Consider the following 15,589-nt stretch of genomic DNA (forward strand, 5'->3'; position numbering starts at 1 on the left):
GAGGTCTACTGTGGAGAGTTTCGGCAAGGAACTGTTCGGCGGCCGGTTCCGCCCGGACCTGCTCGACCCGGTACCCGGCCCGTTCCCCGGACTCGACGCGGACAGCGAGGCGTTCCTCGCCCGGCTGCGTGACTTCTGCACCGACAAGGTCGACAGCACGCTGATCGAACGCGACGGCCGGATCCCCGACGAGGTGATCGCCGGGCTGAAGGACATCGGCGCGTTCTGCATCAAGATCCCGAAGGAGTACGGCGGGCTCGGCCTGTCCGGCCTCTGCTACCTGCGTGCGCTGCAGATCGTGAACACCACGCACTCCGCGCTGGGCGAGCTGCTGGCCGCGCACCAGGCGATCGGCCTGCCGCAGCCGATCCTGCTGTTCGGGACCGACGAGCAGAAGCGGGAGTTCCTGCCCAGGTGCGTGCGGGAGATCTCCGCGTTCACGCTGACCGAGCCGGACATCGGCAACGACCCGTTCCGCATGCGCACCACCGCGGTGCCCGGTCCGGACGGGTCGTACACGCTGAACGGCGTGAAGTCGTGGGTCACCAACGGTGTCCTCGCCGACCTGATCGTGGTCATGGCGATGGTGCCGGACGCGGGCATGACCGCGTTCGTGGTGGAGGCCCGCTCCCCCGGCGTGACGGTCGAGCACCGCGGTGAGTTCCTCGGCCTGCGCGGGCTGGAGAACGGGGTGGTGCGGCTGCACGACGTGGTGGTGCCCGCGACCCACCGGATCGGCGAGGAGGGCAAGGGCCTCGAGGTGGCGCTGGCGGCGCAGGACACCGGCAGGCTGTCCCTGCCGTCGGTGTGCGCGGCGGCGGCCAAGTGGAGCCTGAAGATCGCGCGCGAGTGGTCGCGGGTACGGGTGCAGTGGGACCGCCCGATCGGCGAACACGAGGCGGTGGCCGCGAAGATCTCGTTCATCGCCGCGACCGCGTTCGCCCTGGAGGCGATCGTCGAGGTGACGGGCAGGCACGCCGACCGGGGCGCCGACACCCACATGGAGGCGGAGCTGGCGAAGCTGTTCGCGTCGGAGAAGGCGTGGCAGGTGGCCGACGAGCTGCTGCAGATCCGCGGCGGCCGCGGCTTCGAGACGGCGGCGTCGGCGGCGGCCCGCGGCGAACGCGGTGTCCCGGTCGAACAGCTGCTCCGCGACCTGCGTGTCGGCCGCATCTTCGACGGCTCGACCGAGGCACTGCGTGGCTTCATCGCGGCGGAAGCACTGGAGGTCACCCCGGCGTCGACGATCGACCCGGCGGCGCTCGACGACTACGGCGTCCTGTCGGGACACCTGCGCTTCGTGGAACGGACGTGCCGCGACGTGGCCCAGCACTTCGCCCACGGCCGCTCCCGCTGGGGCGAGGACCTCCCGCAGCGGCAGCTGTTCCTCGGCAGGCTGGTGGACATCACGGCGGAGCTGTACGCGATGGCGGTGAGCTGCGTGTACGCACGGCACCGCGCGGAGACGGCGGTGGACCTGGCGGACGCGTTCTGCCACCAGTCCCGGCAGCGCATCGCCGAGCTGTTCGGCCGGCTGTGGGCCAACACCGACGACCACGACCGGGCACTGAGCACGGGCGTGCTCGCCGATCGGTACACGTGGCTGGAGTCGGGCATCCTGGACCCGTCGATCGAGGGGCCGTGGATCGCGGACCCGGCCCCGGGCCCGTCACAGCACGAGAACCTGCACCGCCGGGTGGCGTGACGCGGTGTCCTGAACGGCGTTCAGGACAGGAAGGCGGGCGGTTTCAGGACACCGCTGCCGCCCTGAACGGCGCGGGCATGCCCACCGTGACCTGAACTCGCCGTTCAGGACACGCCAACCGCCCTCAACGCGCCTTCCAGGACACAAACAGCCGCACACTGCGCACCCCGCCCGCGAAGCGGGCCAGGCCCGGCCTCGTCCTGAAACAGCCGCACGCCGCACGCCCGCCCACGAAACGGGCCAGTCCCGGCCTTGTCCTGAAACGCGCGTCAGGACACGAGACAGCCGCGCTGCCCGCCCCGCCCCACCAAACGGACCAGGCCCGTCCAACGGCGACCGGCCGGCCGGGACACGTCCCCGACCGGCCGGCCTTTCACCGAGGTCTACACCGGGTTGGCCTTGATGATCGACAGCGGGCCGGCGGCCTTGAGCGCCACCGACTCGACCGTGAACCCGGTCTCCGCAAGCAGTGCCCGGAAGTGGCTCTCCGTGCGCTCCCGGCCGCCGGAGTTCACCAGCATGTTCATGTCCGTGTAGAACGGGATCGGCTCGCCGGGTGCGGCGGTCTCCGGCAGCACCGAGCCGACGATGAGCAGCGTGGCGTCCGCCGGGATGTGGGCCCGGACGGTGCGCAGGATCGCCTTCGCGGGCCCGTCGTCCCAGTCCTGGAACACGCTCTTGATGATGTACAGGTCCCCGCCGTCCGGCACGGACTCGAAGAAGTCGCCCGCCACCACGGTGGTGCGGTCGGACAGGCCCGCGGCGGCGAGCACGTCGGACGCCTGCGCGACACCGGCCGGGCTGTCGAACACGACACCCTCGAGGCCGGGGTTGGCCCGCAGGATCGCCGACACGAGCGTCCCGTCGCCGCCGCCGATGTCGACGACCTTGCGCACACCGGTGAAGTCGTACGCCGCCGCGATGTGGCCCGCCGCGATGCGCGACTCCTGGCTCATCGCCACGTTGAACAGCTCCGACAGCTCGGGCAGGTCGGCGAGGTAGGCGTAGATGTTCTTGCCGAACACGTGGTCCCACGCGGACTCCCCGGTCCGCACGGAGTGGGCGAGACCCTGCCACGCGCTGAAGTGCGACTCGTGGGTGAACATCCTCGTGAACGCGTACAGCGAGTCCGGCGAGTCGGACCGCAGGAGGTCACCGACCTCGGTCAGGCCGAACGTGCCGGGGGCCGGCTCGGTGGTGAGGCCGACCGCGGCGAGCAGGCGCAGCAGCCTGCGCAGCGACGGCTCGTGCGTGCCGGTCGCCTCGGCGAGCGCCGAGCTGGTGTTCACCCCGGAGTGGATGAGGTCGGCGAGCTTGAGTTCCGCGGCGAGGCCGAGTGCGTGCGCGTGCATGTAGCCGCCGATCTTCTCGATCAGCGCGGCGCGCAGGCGCATCTTCTCTGCGGAGTTGACGGGGACCGTGCTGGTCATGGCGGAGCACCTTCCACTAGGAAATCGTCAGGGAACCAACCGGTGCCGAACCCACACGTTGGGCTCGACGTAGACAGCGCGGTCGTGCTCCACGCTGACCTCGACCGGGTTCAGCGCGCCCGGCACTGCCACCGGGCCGCTGGTGTCGAACGGAAGACCGGTCCAGCCGCGCCACTGGGCGAGGCTGCCGGAGATCGTCATCGAGACCGGGCAGATCCCGAGGATCTGCCCACCCTCCCGCACGTGCACGCGCAGCCACGGGTCCTCCGGCAACCCGTCGTCCCGCGTGCGCGCCACGTACGAAGCCATGGATACGTGCGGCTCCAGGTGTTTCCTGCTCGGCCGCACCGGCACCACCACGTCACCGAACCCGTGGCGCCGCGCGTTCTCGGCCACCGCGGCGAGCGTGCGGCCGGACAGGTGCCGGGACCGCTGCCCCGGCACGACCGCGACCTCCAGCGCGCACGACGTGTTGAGCTCGCGGCCGTCGTAGGTGTCCATCATGGACATCCGCAGCGCCTCGTCCCACCCGGTGTCGGGCAGCGACGCCGGGTCGCCGTCCCAGTGGAACGGCACGGTCGCGGCCCGCGCGACCACCTCGTCGCCGTCCAGCACCACCAGCTGGTGCGCGGCGTGCCGGTCGAACGCCCAGCCGATCACCATCGGGTCGGGCTGGATGTACGCGGGCCACGTCGACTCCATGCCGAGCATGGCGTCGGTGAGGTCCGGCCGTTCGGCGAGGGTGACGACGCGCAGCGTCTCGACGGTGGTCATGCCGCCAGCTCCCGCGCGGCCATCGCGTCCGACGGCATGGCGGTCGCCGCGTTGCGGTGCTCGGCCAGCAGCGCCAGGTACTCGGCCCTGGGCACGGGCACCGCGCCGAGCAGGCGGGCGTGGTCGCCGTCGCGTTGCACGTCGACCGCGACGCCGCCGCTCTCGGCGACCCGGCGCACCAGGGCCGCGATCGCCACCTTCGACGCGCCGCTCGCGAGCGTGAACTGCGAGTCGGCGGAGAACACGCCGCCGACGCGCACACCGAACGTGCCGCCGACGAGCTCGTCGCCGTCCCACACCTCGACGCTGTGCGCGTGCCCGGCCTCGTGCAGCTTCTCCAGGCTCTCGACCAGCCGGTCGGTGAGCCACCTCGGTTCGCGGCCGACGCGGCACTGCCGCACCACCCGGCCGAAGCAGGCGTCGAGCGTGGTGGTCCACTCCACCTTGTTGCGCAGCTGCTTGCGCAGGCTGCGCTGCATGCGGAGCTCGTCGACGAAGATCACCGGACGGGGATCGGGCGAGCACCACGCGACCGCGTACGGGTCGGCGCTCTCCCCCAGCACGGGCACCTTGCCCTCGTAGCTGATCTCGCTGATGATCTTCTGCTCTTCGGTGTCGGCGGGGAACGGGTAGAGCCCGTGCCGGTACGCCTCGAGCAGGGTCCCGGGGCTGAGGTCGTCGTGGAAGGCGACCGGCCCGTCGTCGGGCGCACCGGTGAGGTCGAGCGCCTGCCACGGGGTCGCGGTGCGGAGGTTCGTGTCCATCACGCGGCTCGCAGGAAGTCGATGTCGGTCAGGTAGTCGAGGTAGCTGTCGAGCATCGCCGCGTCGACCGGCGGGATCTCGATCCCGCTGCCGCGCAGCGCGTTCTCCACGTTCGTGCGGCTGAACACCGGGAACGTGTCCTCCAGGTACATCTCGGCGACGCTCATCTCGCCGGTCGCGCAGCGGTCGATGAACAGCGGCGCGAACGGGGTCATCGGGTGCTCGGGGTGCTCGACCGCGAGCTTCACCAGCTCGTCGAGCCACTCCTGCCACGACACCTCGCGGATCTCGTGGCCCCGCGCCCGCATCCGCGCCACCAGCTCGCGGATGTTGACCTTGCCGGGGTTGGTGAGGTGGTAGACGTCGCCGCGCGGCAGCTTCGTCGCGGCGATGTGCGCGACCGCGGCGGCGAACACGTCCACCGGGGTGTAGTCCAGCGGCAGCTCCGCGACCGGCGCGGTGCCGCTGTCCACGACGAACTTCTTCATCGCGCACATCTCGGTCGCGGTGTTCCACGCGCCGGTCACCCGGTCACCGGAGATGTCGGCGGCGCGGTAGATCGCCACCGGCAGCCCCTGCTCGGCGGCCTTGAGCAGCAGCGCCTCCGCCACCCACTTGCTCTCCACGTAGCCGACCGACAGGTGGTCGGCGAAGGCGAGCGGGGTGTCCTCGTCGACGTGCCGCACACCGCCGGTGCCGAAGCCGGCGAGCACGGCCATCGTGGACGTGTAGTGGACGGGGATGTTGCGGTACCGCGCGGCCATCCGGATGATCTCGCGGGTGCCCTCGACGTTCGCCGGGCGCATGTGCGAGTACGGGTAGATGAAGTTGACGAGCCCGCCGGGGTGGTGGATCACGTCGACCGTGCGCGCGAACCGGTCGAAGTCCTCGTCGGACAGCCCGAGGCCGGGCTTGGCGAGGTCACCGGGCACGGCGACGACCCGGCCCGCCAGCCGGTACGCGGCGAGGTCGTCGTGGTAGTAGTGCGTCGCCGCGGACTGCAGGCGGGCCATGGCGGTGTCCGCGTCGTCGGCACGCACCAGGCAGTGCACCACCGCGTCCGTGGTGGTCAGCAGCTCGCGGAGCAGGTAGGTGCCGAGGAAGCCGGTGGCGCCGGTGAGGAAGACGTGCTTCGGCTCCTGCCAGTCCGGGGTCTCCTGCGCCTCGGCGCTGATGGGGACGTCCAGTTCGGACTCCGCGGCAAAGTCGACCCGCTTGCGGGTGTCGTCGCCGGGCAGGGTGCCCGCTCGCGCGGCCTGCACGGCGAAGGCGAACGACCGCAGCGACGCGTCCTCCAGCAGCAGCCGGATGAGCGGCCGCACCTGGGTGATCATCACGCCGAACGTGCCGCGCACCTTCGCGAGCAGCTCCGCGGCGAGGATGGAGTTGCCGCCGAGCGCGAAGAAGTTGTCGTTCGGCCCGACCTTGTCGCGTTCCAGCACCTGGCACCACAGCCGCGCGACGCCGCGTTCGAAGAGGCTGACGACCGTGGAGTCGTCCTCCTCGGACGCCACCGCCGTCTCCGGCGCGGGCAGCGCGGTGAGGTCGACCTTGCCGTTGGACTTCAGCGGCAGCTCGGGCAGCGCGACGAACGCCGACGGCACCATGTAGTCCGGCAGGAAGCGGCCCGCGAACTCCTTCAGGTCCGCCGCGTCGAGCGTGGTGCCGGACGGGACCGTGTAGTACGCGGCGAGCCTGCGCTGGCCGTTCTGCTCGTAGTCGGTCACCGCGACGCCGTCGACCAGTTCGTGCGCGGCGAGCGTCGCCTCGACCTCGCCGGGTTCGACGCGGAAGCCGCGGATCTTCAGCTGGCGGTCGATGCGGCCGACCACCTCAAGGTTCCCCTCGGGCGTCCAGGCACCGAGGTCACCGGTGCGGTACAGGCGGCCCCCGGCCGTGAACGGGTCGTCCACGTACCGCGCGTGGGCGCGCTCGTCGGCGTGCAGGTACCGCGCGACACCCCGGCCGCCGATGCAGATCTCGCCGCGCTCCCCCGGCGGCACCGGCCGCAGCTCCTCGTCGAGGACGTGCACGGTGGTGCCGGGCAGCGGCGGGCCGACCGGCGCCGCGCCGCGCGCGGGGAGGATGTCGGCGGTCAGGTCCACGACGCACGAGGTGATCGTGGTCTCGGTGAGGCCGTAGGCGTTGACGAGCCGCACCCCCGGCATCAGCTCCAGGGCGGTGCGGCAGTCCTCCGCGCGCACCGCCTCACCGCCCACGATGGACAGCCGGAGCGGGAGGTCGACGGGCCGGGCGGCGAACTCGGTGAGGAACCGCCGCCAGTACGCCGGCGTGAGGTCCATGACCGTGACGCCGTGGCGGCGCAGCCGGTCCGGCAGCTCGCTCGGCGCCCACGCCATGTCCGGCAGCACGAGCGTCGCGCCCGCCGTCAGGGTCACCATGATCTGCTCGATCGAGGTGTCGAACGACAGCGCGCCGAACTGCAGCACGTTGTCGTCCGGCGTGATCCCGTACCACGTCACGAGTTCGCCGATGACGTGGGCGAGCGCGTCGTGGTGTACCACGACGCCCTTGGGCGTGCCGGTCGAGCCGGAGGTGTAGATGACGTACGCGGGGTCCGAACCGGACACCGCGACGTCGGGCGCGAAGGGCGGGAACCCGCCCGCGGCGCCCGCTTCCGCGGTGACGGCGAGGTCGGCGAACGCGGCGACGCGCGGCGCGTCCTTCGCCCGCGTGATGACCGTGGTGCACCCGGTCTGCTCGGCGAACCCGCGGAGCCTGCTCTCCGGCACCCCGGGCTCGACCGGTAAGTAGACCCCGCCCGCGGCGAGGATCCCGAGCAGTGCGACAATCGTGTCGATCGACCGGTCCATGTGGACCATCACGACCGAACCGGGTCCGGTTCCGTTGTGGCGCAGGTAGTGTGCGAGCTGACCGGCGCGCTCGGCCAGCTCCGCGTAGGTGATCCGCTGGTCGCCGGACACGACCGCGATGCCGTCCGGGCGTTCAGACGCGCGCGCGACGAACAGTTCATGGACACTCGTGTGCCGACGGATGTTCATGTGACCCCTTTGGTACGAATCCATGTGGCGCACTATGAGGTTTTCATCCCGGCCATGAAATGACCTTGACTATGCCACTCACGCCGCCTGTGCGGACAACCAATCCGTGAACGCGTCGAGGTCGGGGACCACGATCGTCGCGAACGCACGCACCACGAAGTCGTCGGTCTCACCGGTGATCGCGACGACGGTGGCGCCACCCCGGTGCGCGGCCTGGATCTCGGCCACCGCGTCCGCGGCGCTCTCCCGGTCCGGGAGGAAGGCGACGCACACGTCACTCGTGGCCGCCAGCCCGATCAGGCGGTGGAACTCGGCAGGCACCTGCGATTCGGTGCGCAGCCACGAGTCCACCGGGTCGTGCACCACCGCACGCGGGTCGCGCGCACGGATGGCGCCTGCCAAGCGCTTGCGTGGATCGGCCGCGGCCGCTCGCACGCCACGCCGGACACCTTGTGTCAGGCCGACGATGTAGTACGAACGCTGTGCGAGCCGTGGTCCCCCGGCCCGCATCCGCAACCGGTAGTCGGCGAAATCCATAACACTCACGACGCCCCCTCGCAGGCTCCGGGGCGCCGCTCGCGGTCGCCCTGTGTTTGTCGGTTCGCTCCGCAAGCTCCGCTCACGCCGCCGCCCTCACTTCCTTGGGCGCGGTGTAGTCGTAGAACCCGCGTCCCGTCTTCTTGCCCAGCAACCCGGCCGACACCATGCGCGCCAGCAGCGGCGGCGGTGAGTAGTGCGGCTCGCGGTACTCGTTGTAGAGCGACTCGCTGATCGCCTGGACGATGTCCAGTCCGATGAGGTCACTCAGCCCGAACGGGCCCATCGGGTGCGCGCAGCCCAGCTTCATCGCCTTGTCGATGTCCGCCATGGACGCCACGCCCGACTCGTAGACCCGCATCGCCGACAGCAGGTACGGGATCAGCAGCGCGTTCACCACGAAGCCGGACCGGTCCTTGGTGCGCACCACCTGCTTGCCGAGCACATCGGTCACGAACGCCTCCGCGACCTCGACCGTGTGCTCCTCGGTGAGCACCGAACCGACCAGCTCCACGAGCGGCAGCACGGTGACCGGGTTGAAGAAGTGCGTGCCGACCACCTTGCCCGGCCGGTCGGTCACGCGTCCCAGCTGGATGATCGGGAACGACGAGGTGTTGGAGCCGAGGATGGCGTCCTCGTCGGTGACGACCTTGTCCAGCGTGGCGAACACGTCCAGCTTGACCGACTCCTGCTCGGGCCCGGCCTCGATGACGAACTGCCGGTCGGCGAAGTCGGCGAGGTCGGCGGTGAACGAGATCCGCGCGAGCGCGGCGTCCCGGTCGGCCTCGCTGATCTTCCCCTTGCGCAGGGCGTTGTCGAGCGAGCCGGTCACCTTGCGCCTGCCGTCGGCCTCCCGGCCCGGTCGCGACACGGCGACCAGCACGTCGAGCCCGGCACGGGCGCACACCTCGGCGAGACCGGCGCCCATCACGCCGCATCCCACGACGCCGACGCGTCGAATCCTGTTCATGGTGAGATCACTTCCTCGCGGGGGCGGCCCAGCGGAGCAGGCTCGCGCCCATGGACATCCCGCCGCCGAAACCCAGCAGCAGGACGAGTTCGCCGTCGGCCAGCAGGCCGGCGCGGTTGGCCTCGTCGAGCGTCACCGGTACCGACGCGCTGCCGACGTTGCCGTACTTCTCGACGGTGCGGTGGGTGGTCGCACCGGTCAGCCCGCACCGCTCGACGAGTTGCCCGAGCAGTTTCCCGTTGGCCTGGTGGGGCACGACGTGATCGACGTCGGCCGCGGTCACCCCGGCGCGGGCCAGCAGTTTGTCCACGAACGGCGGCACCTCGTGCAGGACGATCTCGGTGACGTCCCTGCCCTTCATCCGGAAGAAGTGGCCGCCGTCGGCGAGCGTCTTGACCGACGCGGGGCGTCTGCTGCCGCCCGCGTCGACCCAGATGAGGTCGTGCCGGTCGCCCCGGCTCGCGAGGTCGAACTCGGCGAGCCCGCGCCCGGCCGCGACCGCCCCGACGACCGCAGCGCCCGCGCCGTCACCGAACAGCACCGCGGTGCGCCGGTCGTCGAAGTCGAGGATGCGCGAGTACAGGTCGGCGGCGACGACGAGCGCGTGCGCGCCCGGCCTTGCCGCGACCAGGGTCTGCGCCAGCACCAGCCCGTGCACGAACCCCGCGCAGACGGCGTTGACGTCGAAGCACCCGGCGCCGTACGCGCCGATCCGGTCCTGCACGAGGCAGGACGTCGGTGGTTGCGGGTGGTCACCGGTCGACGTCGACACGATGAGGTAGTCGATCCGGTCGACCGAGAGGCCGGCCTGGTCGAGCGCGCGGGTCGCGGCCGCGGCCGCGAGGTCCGAGGTCGCTTCGGCGGCGGCGGCGAAGCGACGGGCGTGGATGTCTGTCTTGCCTGCGATCTGCTCGGCGGTGGTGCCGGGTACGCGCTGCGCGAGCTCGGCGTTGGTCACCACCCATTCCGGCAGGTACGACCCAGTCCCGATAATTCCGATGGACACCGATCCTCCCGGCTCGTTCTCCCCATCAGATGGTGCATCGCGGCCAGCACCGTGAGCAATGCGAACCATTGGTGGTGCACGACAATTGGCCGGGAGAATTACCGGACGGTTCCGCGATGTGTTACCGGGCGGTGGACTCAGGCCGCGGGCGGCACCGCGATGTCCGCTGTGGACCATCGCACCGGGTCGGGGCCGAGCGTGTTCAGCGCCGCGACCTGCGGGCGGCACCACGGCGCCACCCGCAGGTCACCGGCGGCGACCGCGTACACGAAGTCCGCCCACGCCACCCATTCGAAATCGCCCACCTCGGCCGGGTCGGGCCGGGGCGGCTCGTCGGTGACGACGCGGTACACGGGACAGACACCGGTCGAGGAGTGGTGGAACCTCGGTAGCACCGGCTCGGCGACGGCAGCCGTGAGGCCGAGCTCGTCGCGCAGCGCCCGCGCCACGGCGTCCGAAGTGGATTCACCCGGACCGGGGTGGCCGTGACATGAATTGCTCCACACCCCGGCCCAGGTGCGCTTTGCCTGGCCGCGCATCGTCAGCAGCAGCCTCGCGTCGCTCGTGAAGACGTAGCAGGAGAACGCCGTGCCCTGCTCGTGCGACTGTCCCATGTGGCTCCCCTGCCTTTCGTGGTGGGAGTGGTGCTCAGGCGGTGCTCACGCGTAGGCGGGGACCTGGATCGACGCGTCGTGCTCCAGGATCATGTGCTGCAGCGCCTGCAGCTCGGGCCCCGGCTCGATGCCGAGCCCGTCCACGAGGGCGGCCCTGGTCCTGCGGTAGACGTTGAGCGCGTCGACCTGGCGGCCGGAGCGGTACAGGGCCAGCATGAACTGGATGCACAGCCGCTCGCGCAGTGGTTCCGCCGCGGTCAGCACCTCCAGCTCGGGGGTGATCTCCCGGTGCCTGCCGCACTGCAGCTCGGCGTCGAAGCAGTCCTCGAGCGCGGTGAGCCGCTCGTCCTCGATGGCGGAGAGCTCCGACCAGGTGGTGCCGGACTCCACGAGGTCGGCGAGCGCGCGGCCGCGCCACAGCGTCAGCGCCTCGCGGAACAGGGTGGTGCCGCGGTCGGGCGAGCCGGCCGCCACCGCTTCACGTCCACTGTGGACGAGGCGGCGGAACTGGTGCATGTCGACGTCTTCCGGGTCGACGCGCAGCTGGTAGCCGGGCGCGTGCGTGAGCAGCTGCGCCGAGCAGTCCGGGCCGGCCGCGGCGAGCATCCGCCGGATCGCCGACACCGCGTTCTGCACCATCTTGCGCGCGGTCGACGGGGGCTGGCAGTCCCAGAGCGCGTTGAGCATCCTGCTGTTCGGTACCACCTGGTTCGCGTGCAGGAGGAGATAGCCGAGCACCGCACGCTGTTTGACCCCGCCGAGATCGATCCGCCGTGCCCCGTCACTGACTTCCAATGACCCCAGTAAGTGAAACTTCATGGCTATTCACTCCGACCACTGAACTATGCCCTGGATAGCGGATTCGGAATTCATGGTCACATGACGGGTCACTGGCAGGGAACCCGTTCTCCCGATACGTGAAGAACCCACACCCGGTCGGTGAGCGGTTCAGGAGAAAGTCAGGAACGTCCGCACTGGCCGCGTGCGCGGGGCCGGTCGCACAATTCTGGACGAGACCTGGAAAACACGCCAATCGACCGGGACCCCCCGGCAGGAGGATCAACCATGGCCACACCGATCGCGCGGGCCAAGAAGCAGCAGCCCGGCGGCCTGGACCCGGCGTTCCTGCAGGACTGGGCGGACCGCAACCTCGCGGCGTGGGACGCGCTGGACGCCGAGGCCGTGGCCGACACGTGCACCGACGACATCGTGTGGACCGACCCGAGCGTCCCGTACCCCATCCGGGGCCGCAAGGCGCTGATCAAGCTGATCAACGACTTCGCGACGTCCTACCCGGACCTGAAGATCACCAGGGTCAGCGACCCGATCCCGTCGCCGGTCGAGCCGCTCGCCATCGCCCGCTACACGATGACCGGCACGCTGACCAAGTTCTGGCCGTACACCAACATGGCGCCGACCGGCCAGAAGATGTCGGTGCGCGTCGTCGACGAGTGGGTCTTCCGCGACGGCCTGCTGGCGAGCAACACCACCATCTACGACTGCCTGCACACCGCGCGGCAGCTGGGCATCGTCCCGCCGCCGAACACGCTGCAGTCGAAGATCATGAGCAAGGTGCAGCACATCCGGGCGCGCAGCCTGCGCGCGAAGGCGGCGTGCCCCGCCTGCGGTTACCAGAAGAACCACACCCACTGACGGGGGCCCCACCATGAAACTGCTCGGCCGTACCGTCCTGGTCACCGGCGCGTCCAGCGGCATCGGCGAGGCCATCGCCCGTGCGGCCCACGCCCGCGGCGCCACCGTGTTGCTCGTGGCCCGCGGTGAGACCAAGCTCAAGGCGCTGTCGGACGAACTCGGTCTCCGCGCCCACTACTACGCGTGCGACGTCGGCTCGGAACCGGCCGTCGCGGAGCTGGCCGCTGCCGTGGAGGCCGACGGGCACTCCGTCGACGTGCTGATCAACAGCGCCGGCTCCGGGCGGTGGGTGTCGATCGAGGACGCGCCGCCCGCGGAGCTGGTCGACATGGTGAAGGTGCCGTACCTGGCGGCGTTGCTGACCACGCGGGCGTTCGTGCCCGGGATGCTGTCGCGCCGGGCCGGCTGGATCGTGACGGTCAACTCGGGTGTGTCCCGTGCCGTCTGGCCCGGCGCGGTCGGGTACGCCAGTGCCCGGTGGGCGCTGCGCGGGCTGGACCTGGCGCTGAAGAGCGACCTGCGGGGTACCGGCGTCGGTGCCACCGAGGTCGTGCTCGGGACCGTGAGCAGCGCGTACTTCACGAACAACCCCGGGTCGGAGGACAAGCTGCCGAAGATCGCTCGCATCGTGCCGACCGTGTCGCCCGCCCAGGTGGCCGAGGCGGTGTGCAAGGCCGTCGAGCGGCGTCGCGGCACGTTGATCATGCCGTGGCAGATGAAGTTCGTGTCCACGTCCAGCCAGCACTTTCCGCGGATGAACCACTTCATGTTGTGGCTGACCGGCGCACGCCGGAAGGGCGCCCTCCTCAAGCGGTGATGACCGGGCGCTGGGGCCTCCCCGTTTCGGGGAGGCCCCTTTTTTTGTGCTCGCTTTGCTGGGGTTTCGCCCGTCCTGGGTGGTGTCCTCGCCGGACGGGCGTCCTCGCCGGAGGGCGTCCTGCCGGACGGGCCTCCTCGCCGGAGGGGCTGGTCTCCGGGATGGCGGGGGTTTGGTCTCGGGTTGGGTTGGCAGGGACTGGTGTCCGTTGTCTGCCTGCCATCCCGTCGACCTCCCGGAGGGCTATCACACCGCGTCAAGGGGCCCGGGTGGTTTGGGCACGGGGTTGGGTCGTGCTCCCGGGCCCCTTGACCCGGTGCGATCGGGCTTCGCCAGGTCGACGGGATGGCAGGCAGGCAGATCCTTGGTGAGCTGCGCTCGGCGTTGCGGGCCAAGCCCGCTTCGCGGGCCTGGCGCTTCGCGCCCGGCCTTCCCCGGGGTGGCGGTTGTGCCGCGGGGGCGCGTTCGCGGCATCGGGGTGTGAGCTGTGACAGGCGCGTTCGCGGCGTTGAGTGCCGGTAACGCGCCTTTCGCGGCATGGCGGGTGCTGCGAACGCGCCTTTCGCGGTGGTGCTGGCCCGCTGCGCGGGCCGGGCGCGCAGCGCCCGGCGGCGACGCGCCACGTTGCGCGCGCGTCCGGCGGCACTGTCAGGTCGGCCGGGCAGCGCCCTCCGACACGAAGGACCCCTTCATCACGTTGACCGTGAGGAAGGGGTCCTTCGTGTGCGGGGCTTACTTCAGGCGGAGCGCCTTCATGATCTGGTAGATGCGCGTGTTCTGGTTGGCCAGCTGCTCGTGGGTGACGCCCGGCTTCGGGTCGAAGCTGATGCCGTGCTGGCTCGCCACGATCTGGACGTCGCACATGGAGAGGAGGCCCTGCTCGCCGTGCCTGCGGCCGTAGCCCGACGCCTTCCGGCCGCCCATGGGGGCGTCGTAGGAGATGTGGGTGGACACGTAGCCCTCGTTGATGTTCACCGCGCCCGACTTGATCTGCGCGGCCAGGCGGTGGGCCTTGCCGAGGTCCTTCGTCCAGATGCTCGCGTTCAGGCCGTACTCCGTCGCGTTGGCCAGGCGCAGTGCCTCATCCTCGTCGCGGAACGGGTACACCGACACGACCGGGCCGAAGGTCTCCTCCGTCGCGATCTCGCACGCCGAGTTGACGCCCGTCAGCACGGTCGGCTCGTAGAAGTACGGGCCCAGGTCCGGACGGGCCTTGCCGCCGACCTCCACGCGAGCGCCGTGCGCGACCGCGTCGTCGACGTGGCGGACGACCTTGTCCAGCTGGCGCTGGTGGGACAGCGAACCCAGGTCGTAGTCGAACGTGAAGCCCTGGCCCAGCTTCAGGCCCTTGGTGTGCTCGACCAGCTTCGCCACGAACTCCTGGTAGATGGACTCGTGGACGTAGATGCGCTCCGAGCACAGGCACATCTGCCCGCCGCTCACGAAGCCCGCCCGCGCCGCGGCCGGGATGACCTTCGCCAGGTCCGCGTCCGGGAACACCAGCATCGGGTTCTTGCCGCCCAGCTGCATGGTGGCGCCGATCAGCCGGCTGGCCGCCGCCTCCGCGATCTTCTTCCCGGCCTCGTTGCCGCCGGTGAAGCACACGTGGTCGGCGCCCTCGATCATCGCGGGACCGATCTCCGCCGGTTCGCCCACCACGATCTGCCACAGGCCCTCGGGCAGGCCCGCCTTGATCAGCAGCTCACGGGCCAGCAGCGGCGCCAGCGCGGTCTGCGTGTCCGGCTTGAACACCACGCCGTTGCCGGCGATCAGGGCCGGGATCACGTCGCAGATGCCGTCCGAGATCGGGTAGTTGAACGGCGAGATCACGGCGACGACGCCCTTGGGGTGCCGCAGCTCCGTCACCCGCGTGGCGAACGGGATGCCGCCCTTGCGGCTGCGCGGCGACAGGTACGCCTTCGCGTTGCGGGCGTAGTACAGCGCCATGCCCGCGACGTCGATGGTCTCCTCGAAGGCGGTGAACCGGGCCTTGCCGGTCTGGGCCTGGATGAGGTCCATCAGCTTCTTGTTGTGCAGCACCAGCTTGTAGTAACGCAGGAAGACCTTCGCGCGCTGGGCCGGCGTGGTCGCCGCCCAGCGGGCCTGCGCGCCCCGCGCCTTCGCGAACGCGGCCGCCACGTCGGCCGGGGTCGAGGTGGCCACGTCGACCAGCGGCTCACCGGTCCACGGCGCGTACGTCGTCACGGTCGGCCCGGTTCCCGTGAGCTGACTGGCGAGTTGCCTGGTCAGCCCCTCGGGAAGCAGCGGCTTCCGGTCGATGGAGATGGTCACGTGT

13 protein-coding genes are annotated in these 15,589 nt (G+C 70.7%); 3 read left to right on the forward strand and 10 right to left on the reverse strand.

Features of this window, described 5'->3' with window-relative positions:
• Window positions 1–10: 10 nt before the first annotated feature.
• Window positions 11–1,705, forward strand: a complete 1,695-nt coding sequence (locus ACYQ77_RS18065; RefSeq protein WP_459712732.1) for an acyl-CoA dehydrogenase family protein — start codon at window positions 11–13, stop codon at window positions 1,703–1,705.
• A gap of 383 nt (window positions 1,706–2,088) precedes the next feature.
• Here ACYQ77_RS18065 and ACYQ77_RS18070 read toward each other — a convergent pair whose 3' ends face one another.
• The 9 genes from ACYQ77_RS18070 to ACYQ77_RS18110 all read right to left on the reverse strand — a co-directional run bounded on the left by ACYQ77_RS18070 (window position 2,089) and on the right by ACYQ77_RS18110 (window position 11,618).
• Window positions 2,089–3,135, reverse strand: a complete 1,047-nt coding sequence (locus ACYQ77_RS18070; protein ID WP_459712734.1) for a methyltransferase — start codon at window positions 3,133–3,135, stop codon at window positions 2,089–2,091.
• A gap of 27 nt (window positions 3,136–3,162) precedes the next feature.
• Window positions 3,163–3,909 (reverse strand): N-acetyltransferase, encoded by a 747-nt coding sequence (locus ACYQ77_RS18075; RefSeq protein WP_459712737.1) that lies wholly within the window; start codon window positions 3,907–3,909, stop codon window positions 3,163–3,165.
• A complete protein-coding gene (locus ACYQ77_RS18080) occupies window positions 3,906–4,673 on the reverse strand; it encodes a leucyl/phenylalanyl-tRNA--protein transferase (protein ID WP_459712739.1) in 768 nt (255 codons plus the stop codon). Before ACYQ77_RS18080 ends, ACYQ77_RS18075 begins: the two co-directional genes overlap by 4 nt.
• Window positions 4,673–7,696, reverse strand: a complete 3,024-nt coding sequence (locus tag ACYQ77_RS18085; protein WP_459712740.1) for a non-ribosomal peptide synthetase — start codon at window positions 7,694–7,696, stop codon at window positions 4,673–4,675. The genes ACYQ77_RS18080 and ACYQ77_RS18085 overlap by 1 nt, the downstream gene beginning before the upstream one ends.
• A gap of 78 nt (window positions 7,697–7,774) precedes the next feature.
• Window positions 7,775–8,242 carry a hypothetical protein gene (locus tag ACYQ77_RS18090; RefSeq protein ID WP_459712742.1) on the reverse strand — a complete coding sequence of 156 codons (468 nt, stop codon included), beginning with the start codon at window positions 8,240–8,242 and terminating at the stop codon, window positions 7,775–7,777.
• Window positions 8,243–8,315: 73 nt separating this feature from the next.
• Window positions 8,316–9,203 (reverse strand): 3-hydroxybutyryl-CoA dehydrogenase, encoded by an 888-nt coding sequence (locus ACYQ77_RS18095; protein ID WP_459712744.1) that lies wholly within the window; start codon window positions 9,201–9,203, stop codon window positions 8,316–8,318.
• Window positions 9,204–9,210: 7 nt separating this feature from the next.
• Complete coding sequence (locus tag ACYQ77_RS18100) at window positions 9,211–10,209, reverse strand: ketoacyl-ACP synthase III (protein WP_459712746.1); 999 nt, start codon at window positions 10,207–10,209, stop codon at window positions 9,211–9,213.
• A gap of 137 nt (window positions 10,210–10,346) precedes the next feature.
• A complete protein-coding gene (gene idi / locus ACYQ77_RS18105) occupies window positions 10,347–10,823 on the reverse strand; it encodes an isopentenyl-diphosphate Delta-isomerase (protein ID WP_459712748.1) in 477 nt (158 codons plus the stop codon).
• 45 nt (window positions 10,824–10,868) lie between these two features.
• Window positions 10,869–11,618, reverse strand: a complete 750-nt coding sequence (locus ACYQ77_RS18110) for an AfsR/SARP family transcriptional regulator (protein ID WP_459712750.1) — start codon at window positions 11,616–11,618, stop codon at window positions 10,869–10,871.
• A 270-nt stretch (window positions 11,619–11,888) separates the two neighbouring features.
• Between ACYQ77_RS18110 and ACYQ77_RS18115 the strand changes: the two genes are divergently transcribed.
• Both ACYQ77_RS18115 and ACYQ77_RS18120 read left to right on the forward strand, forming a co-directional pair.
• Entirely contained in the window at window positions 11,889–12,476 is a 588-nt protein-coding gene (locus ACYQ77_RS18115) for an ester cyclase (protein ID WP_459712752.1), read from the forward strand.
• A gap of 13 nt (window positions 12,477–12,489) precedes the next feature.
• A complete protein-coding gene (locus ACYQ77_RS18120; protein WP_459712754.1) occupies window positions 12,490–13,293 on the forward strand; it encodes an SDR family NAD(P)-dependent oxidoreductase in 804 nt (267 codons plus the stop codon).
• Window positions 13,294–14,025: 732 nt separating this feature from the next.
• Here ACYQ77_RS18120 and ACYQ77_RS18125 read toward each other — a convergent pair.
• The gene (locus ACYQ77_RS18125; protein WP_459712757.1) at window positions 14,026–15,585 is read right to left on the reverse strand and encodes a succinic semialdehyde dehydrogenase; all 1,560 of its coding nucleotides are present in this window, start codon (window positions 15,583–15,585) and stop codon (window positions 14,026–14,028) included.
• Between the last annotated feature and the right edge of the window lie 4 nt (window positions 15,586–15,589).

The sequence above is a fragment of the Actinophytocola sp. KF-1 genome (genome assembly GCF_054661535.1).

Excerpts from the sequence above, each read along its gene's own strand:
- ACYQ77_RS18070 (WP_459712734.1), bottom strand. The coding sequence starts at position 3,135 with ATGACCAGCACGGTCCCCGTCAACTCCGCAGAGAAGATGCGCCTGCGC.
- ACYQ77_RS18075 (WP_459712737.1), bottom strand. The coding sequence starts at position 3,909 with ATGACCACCGTCGAGACGCTGCGCGTCGTCACCCTCGCCGAACGGCCG.
- ACYQ77_RS18080 (WP_459712739.1), bottom strand. The coding sequence starts at position 4,673 with ATGGACACGAACCTCCGCACCGCGACCCCGTGGCAGGCGCTCGACCTC.
- ACYQ77_RS18085 (WP_459712740.1), bottom strand. The coding sequence starts at position 7,696 with ATGAACATCCGTCGGCACACGAGTGTCCATGAACTGTTCGTCGCGCGC.
- ACYQ77_RS18095 (WP_459712744.1), bottom strand. The coding sequence starts at position 9,203 with ATGAACAGGATTCGACGCGTCGGCGTCGTGGGATGCGGCGTGATGGGC.
- idi (WP_459712748.1), bottom strand. The coding sequence starts at position 10,823 with ATGGGACAGTCGCACGAGCAGGGCACGGCGTTCTCCTGCTACGTCTTC.
- ACYQ77_RS18115 (WP_459712752.1), top strand. The coding sequence starts at position 11,889 with ATGGCCACACCGATCGCGCGGGCCAAGAAGCAGCAGCCCGGCGGCCTG.
- ACYQ77_RS18120 (WP_459712754.1), top strand. The coding sequence starts at position 12,490 with ATGAAACTGCTCGGCCGTACCGTCCTGGTCACCGGCGCGTCCAGCGGC.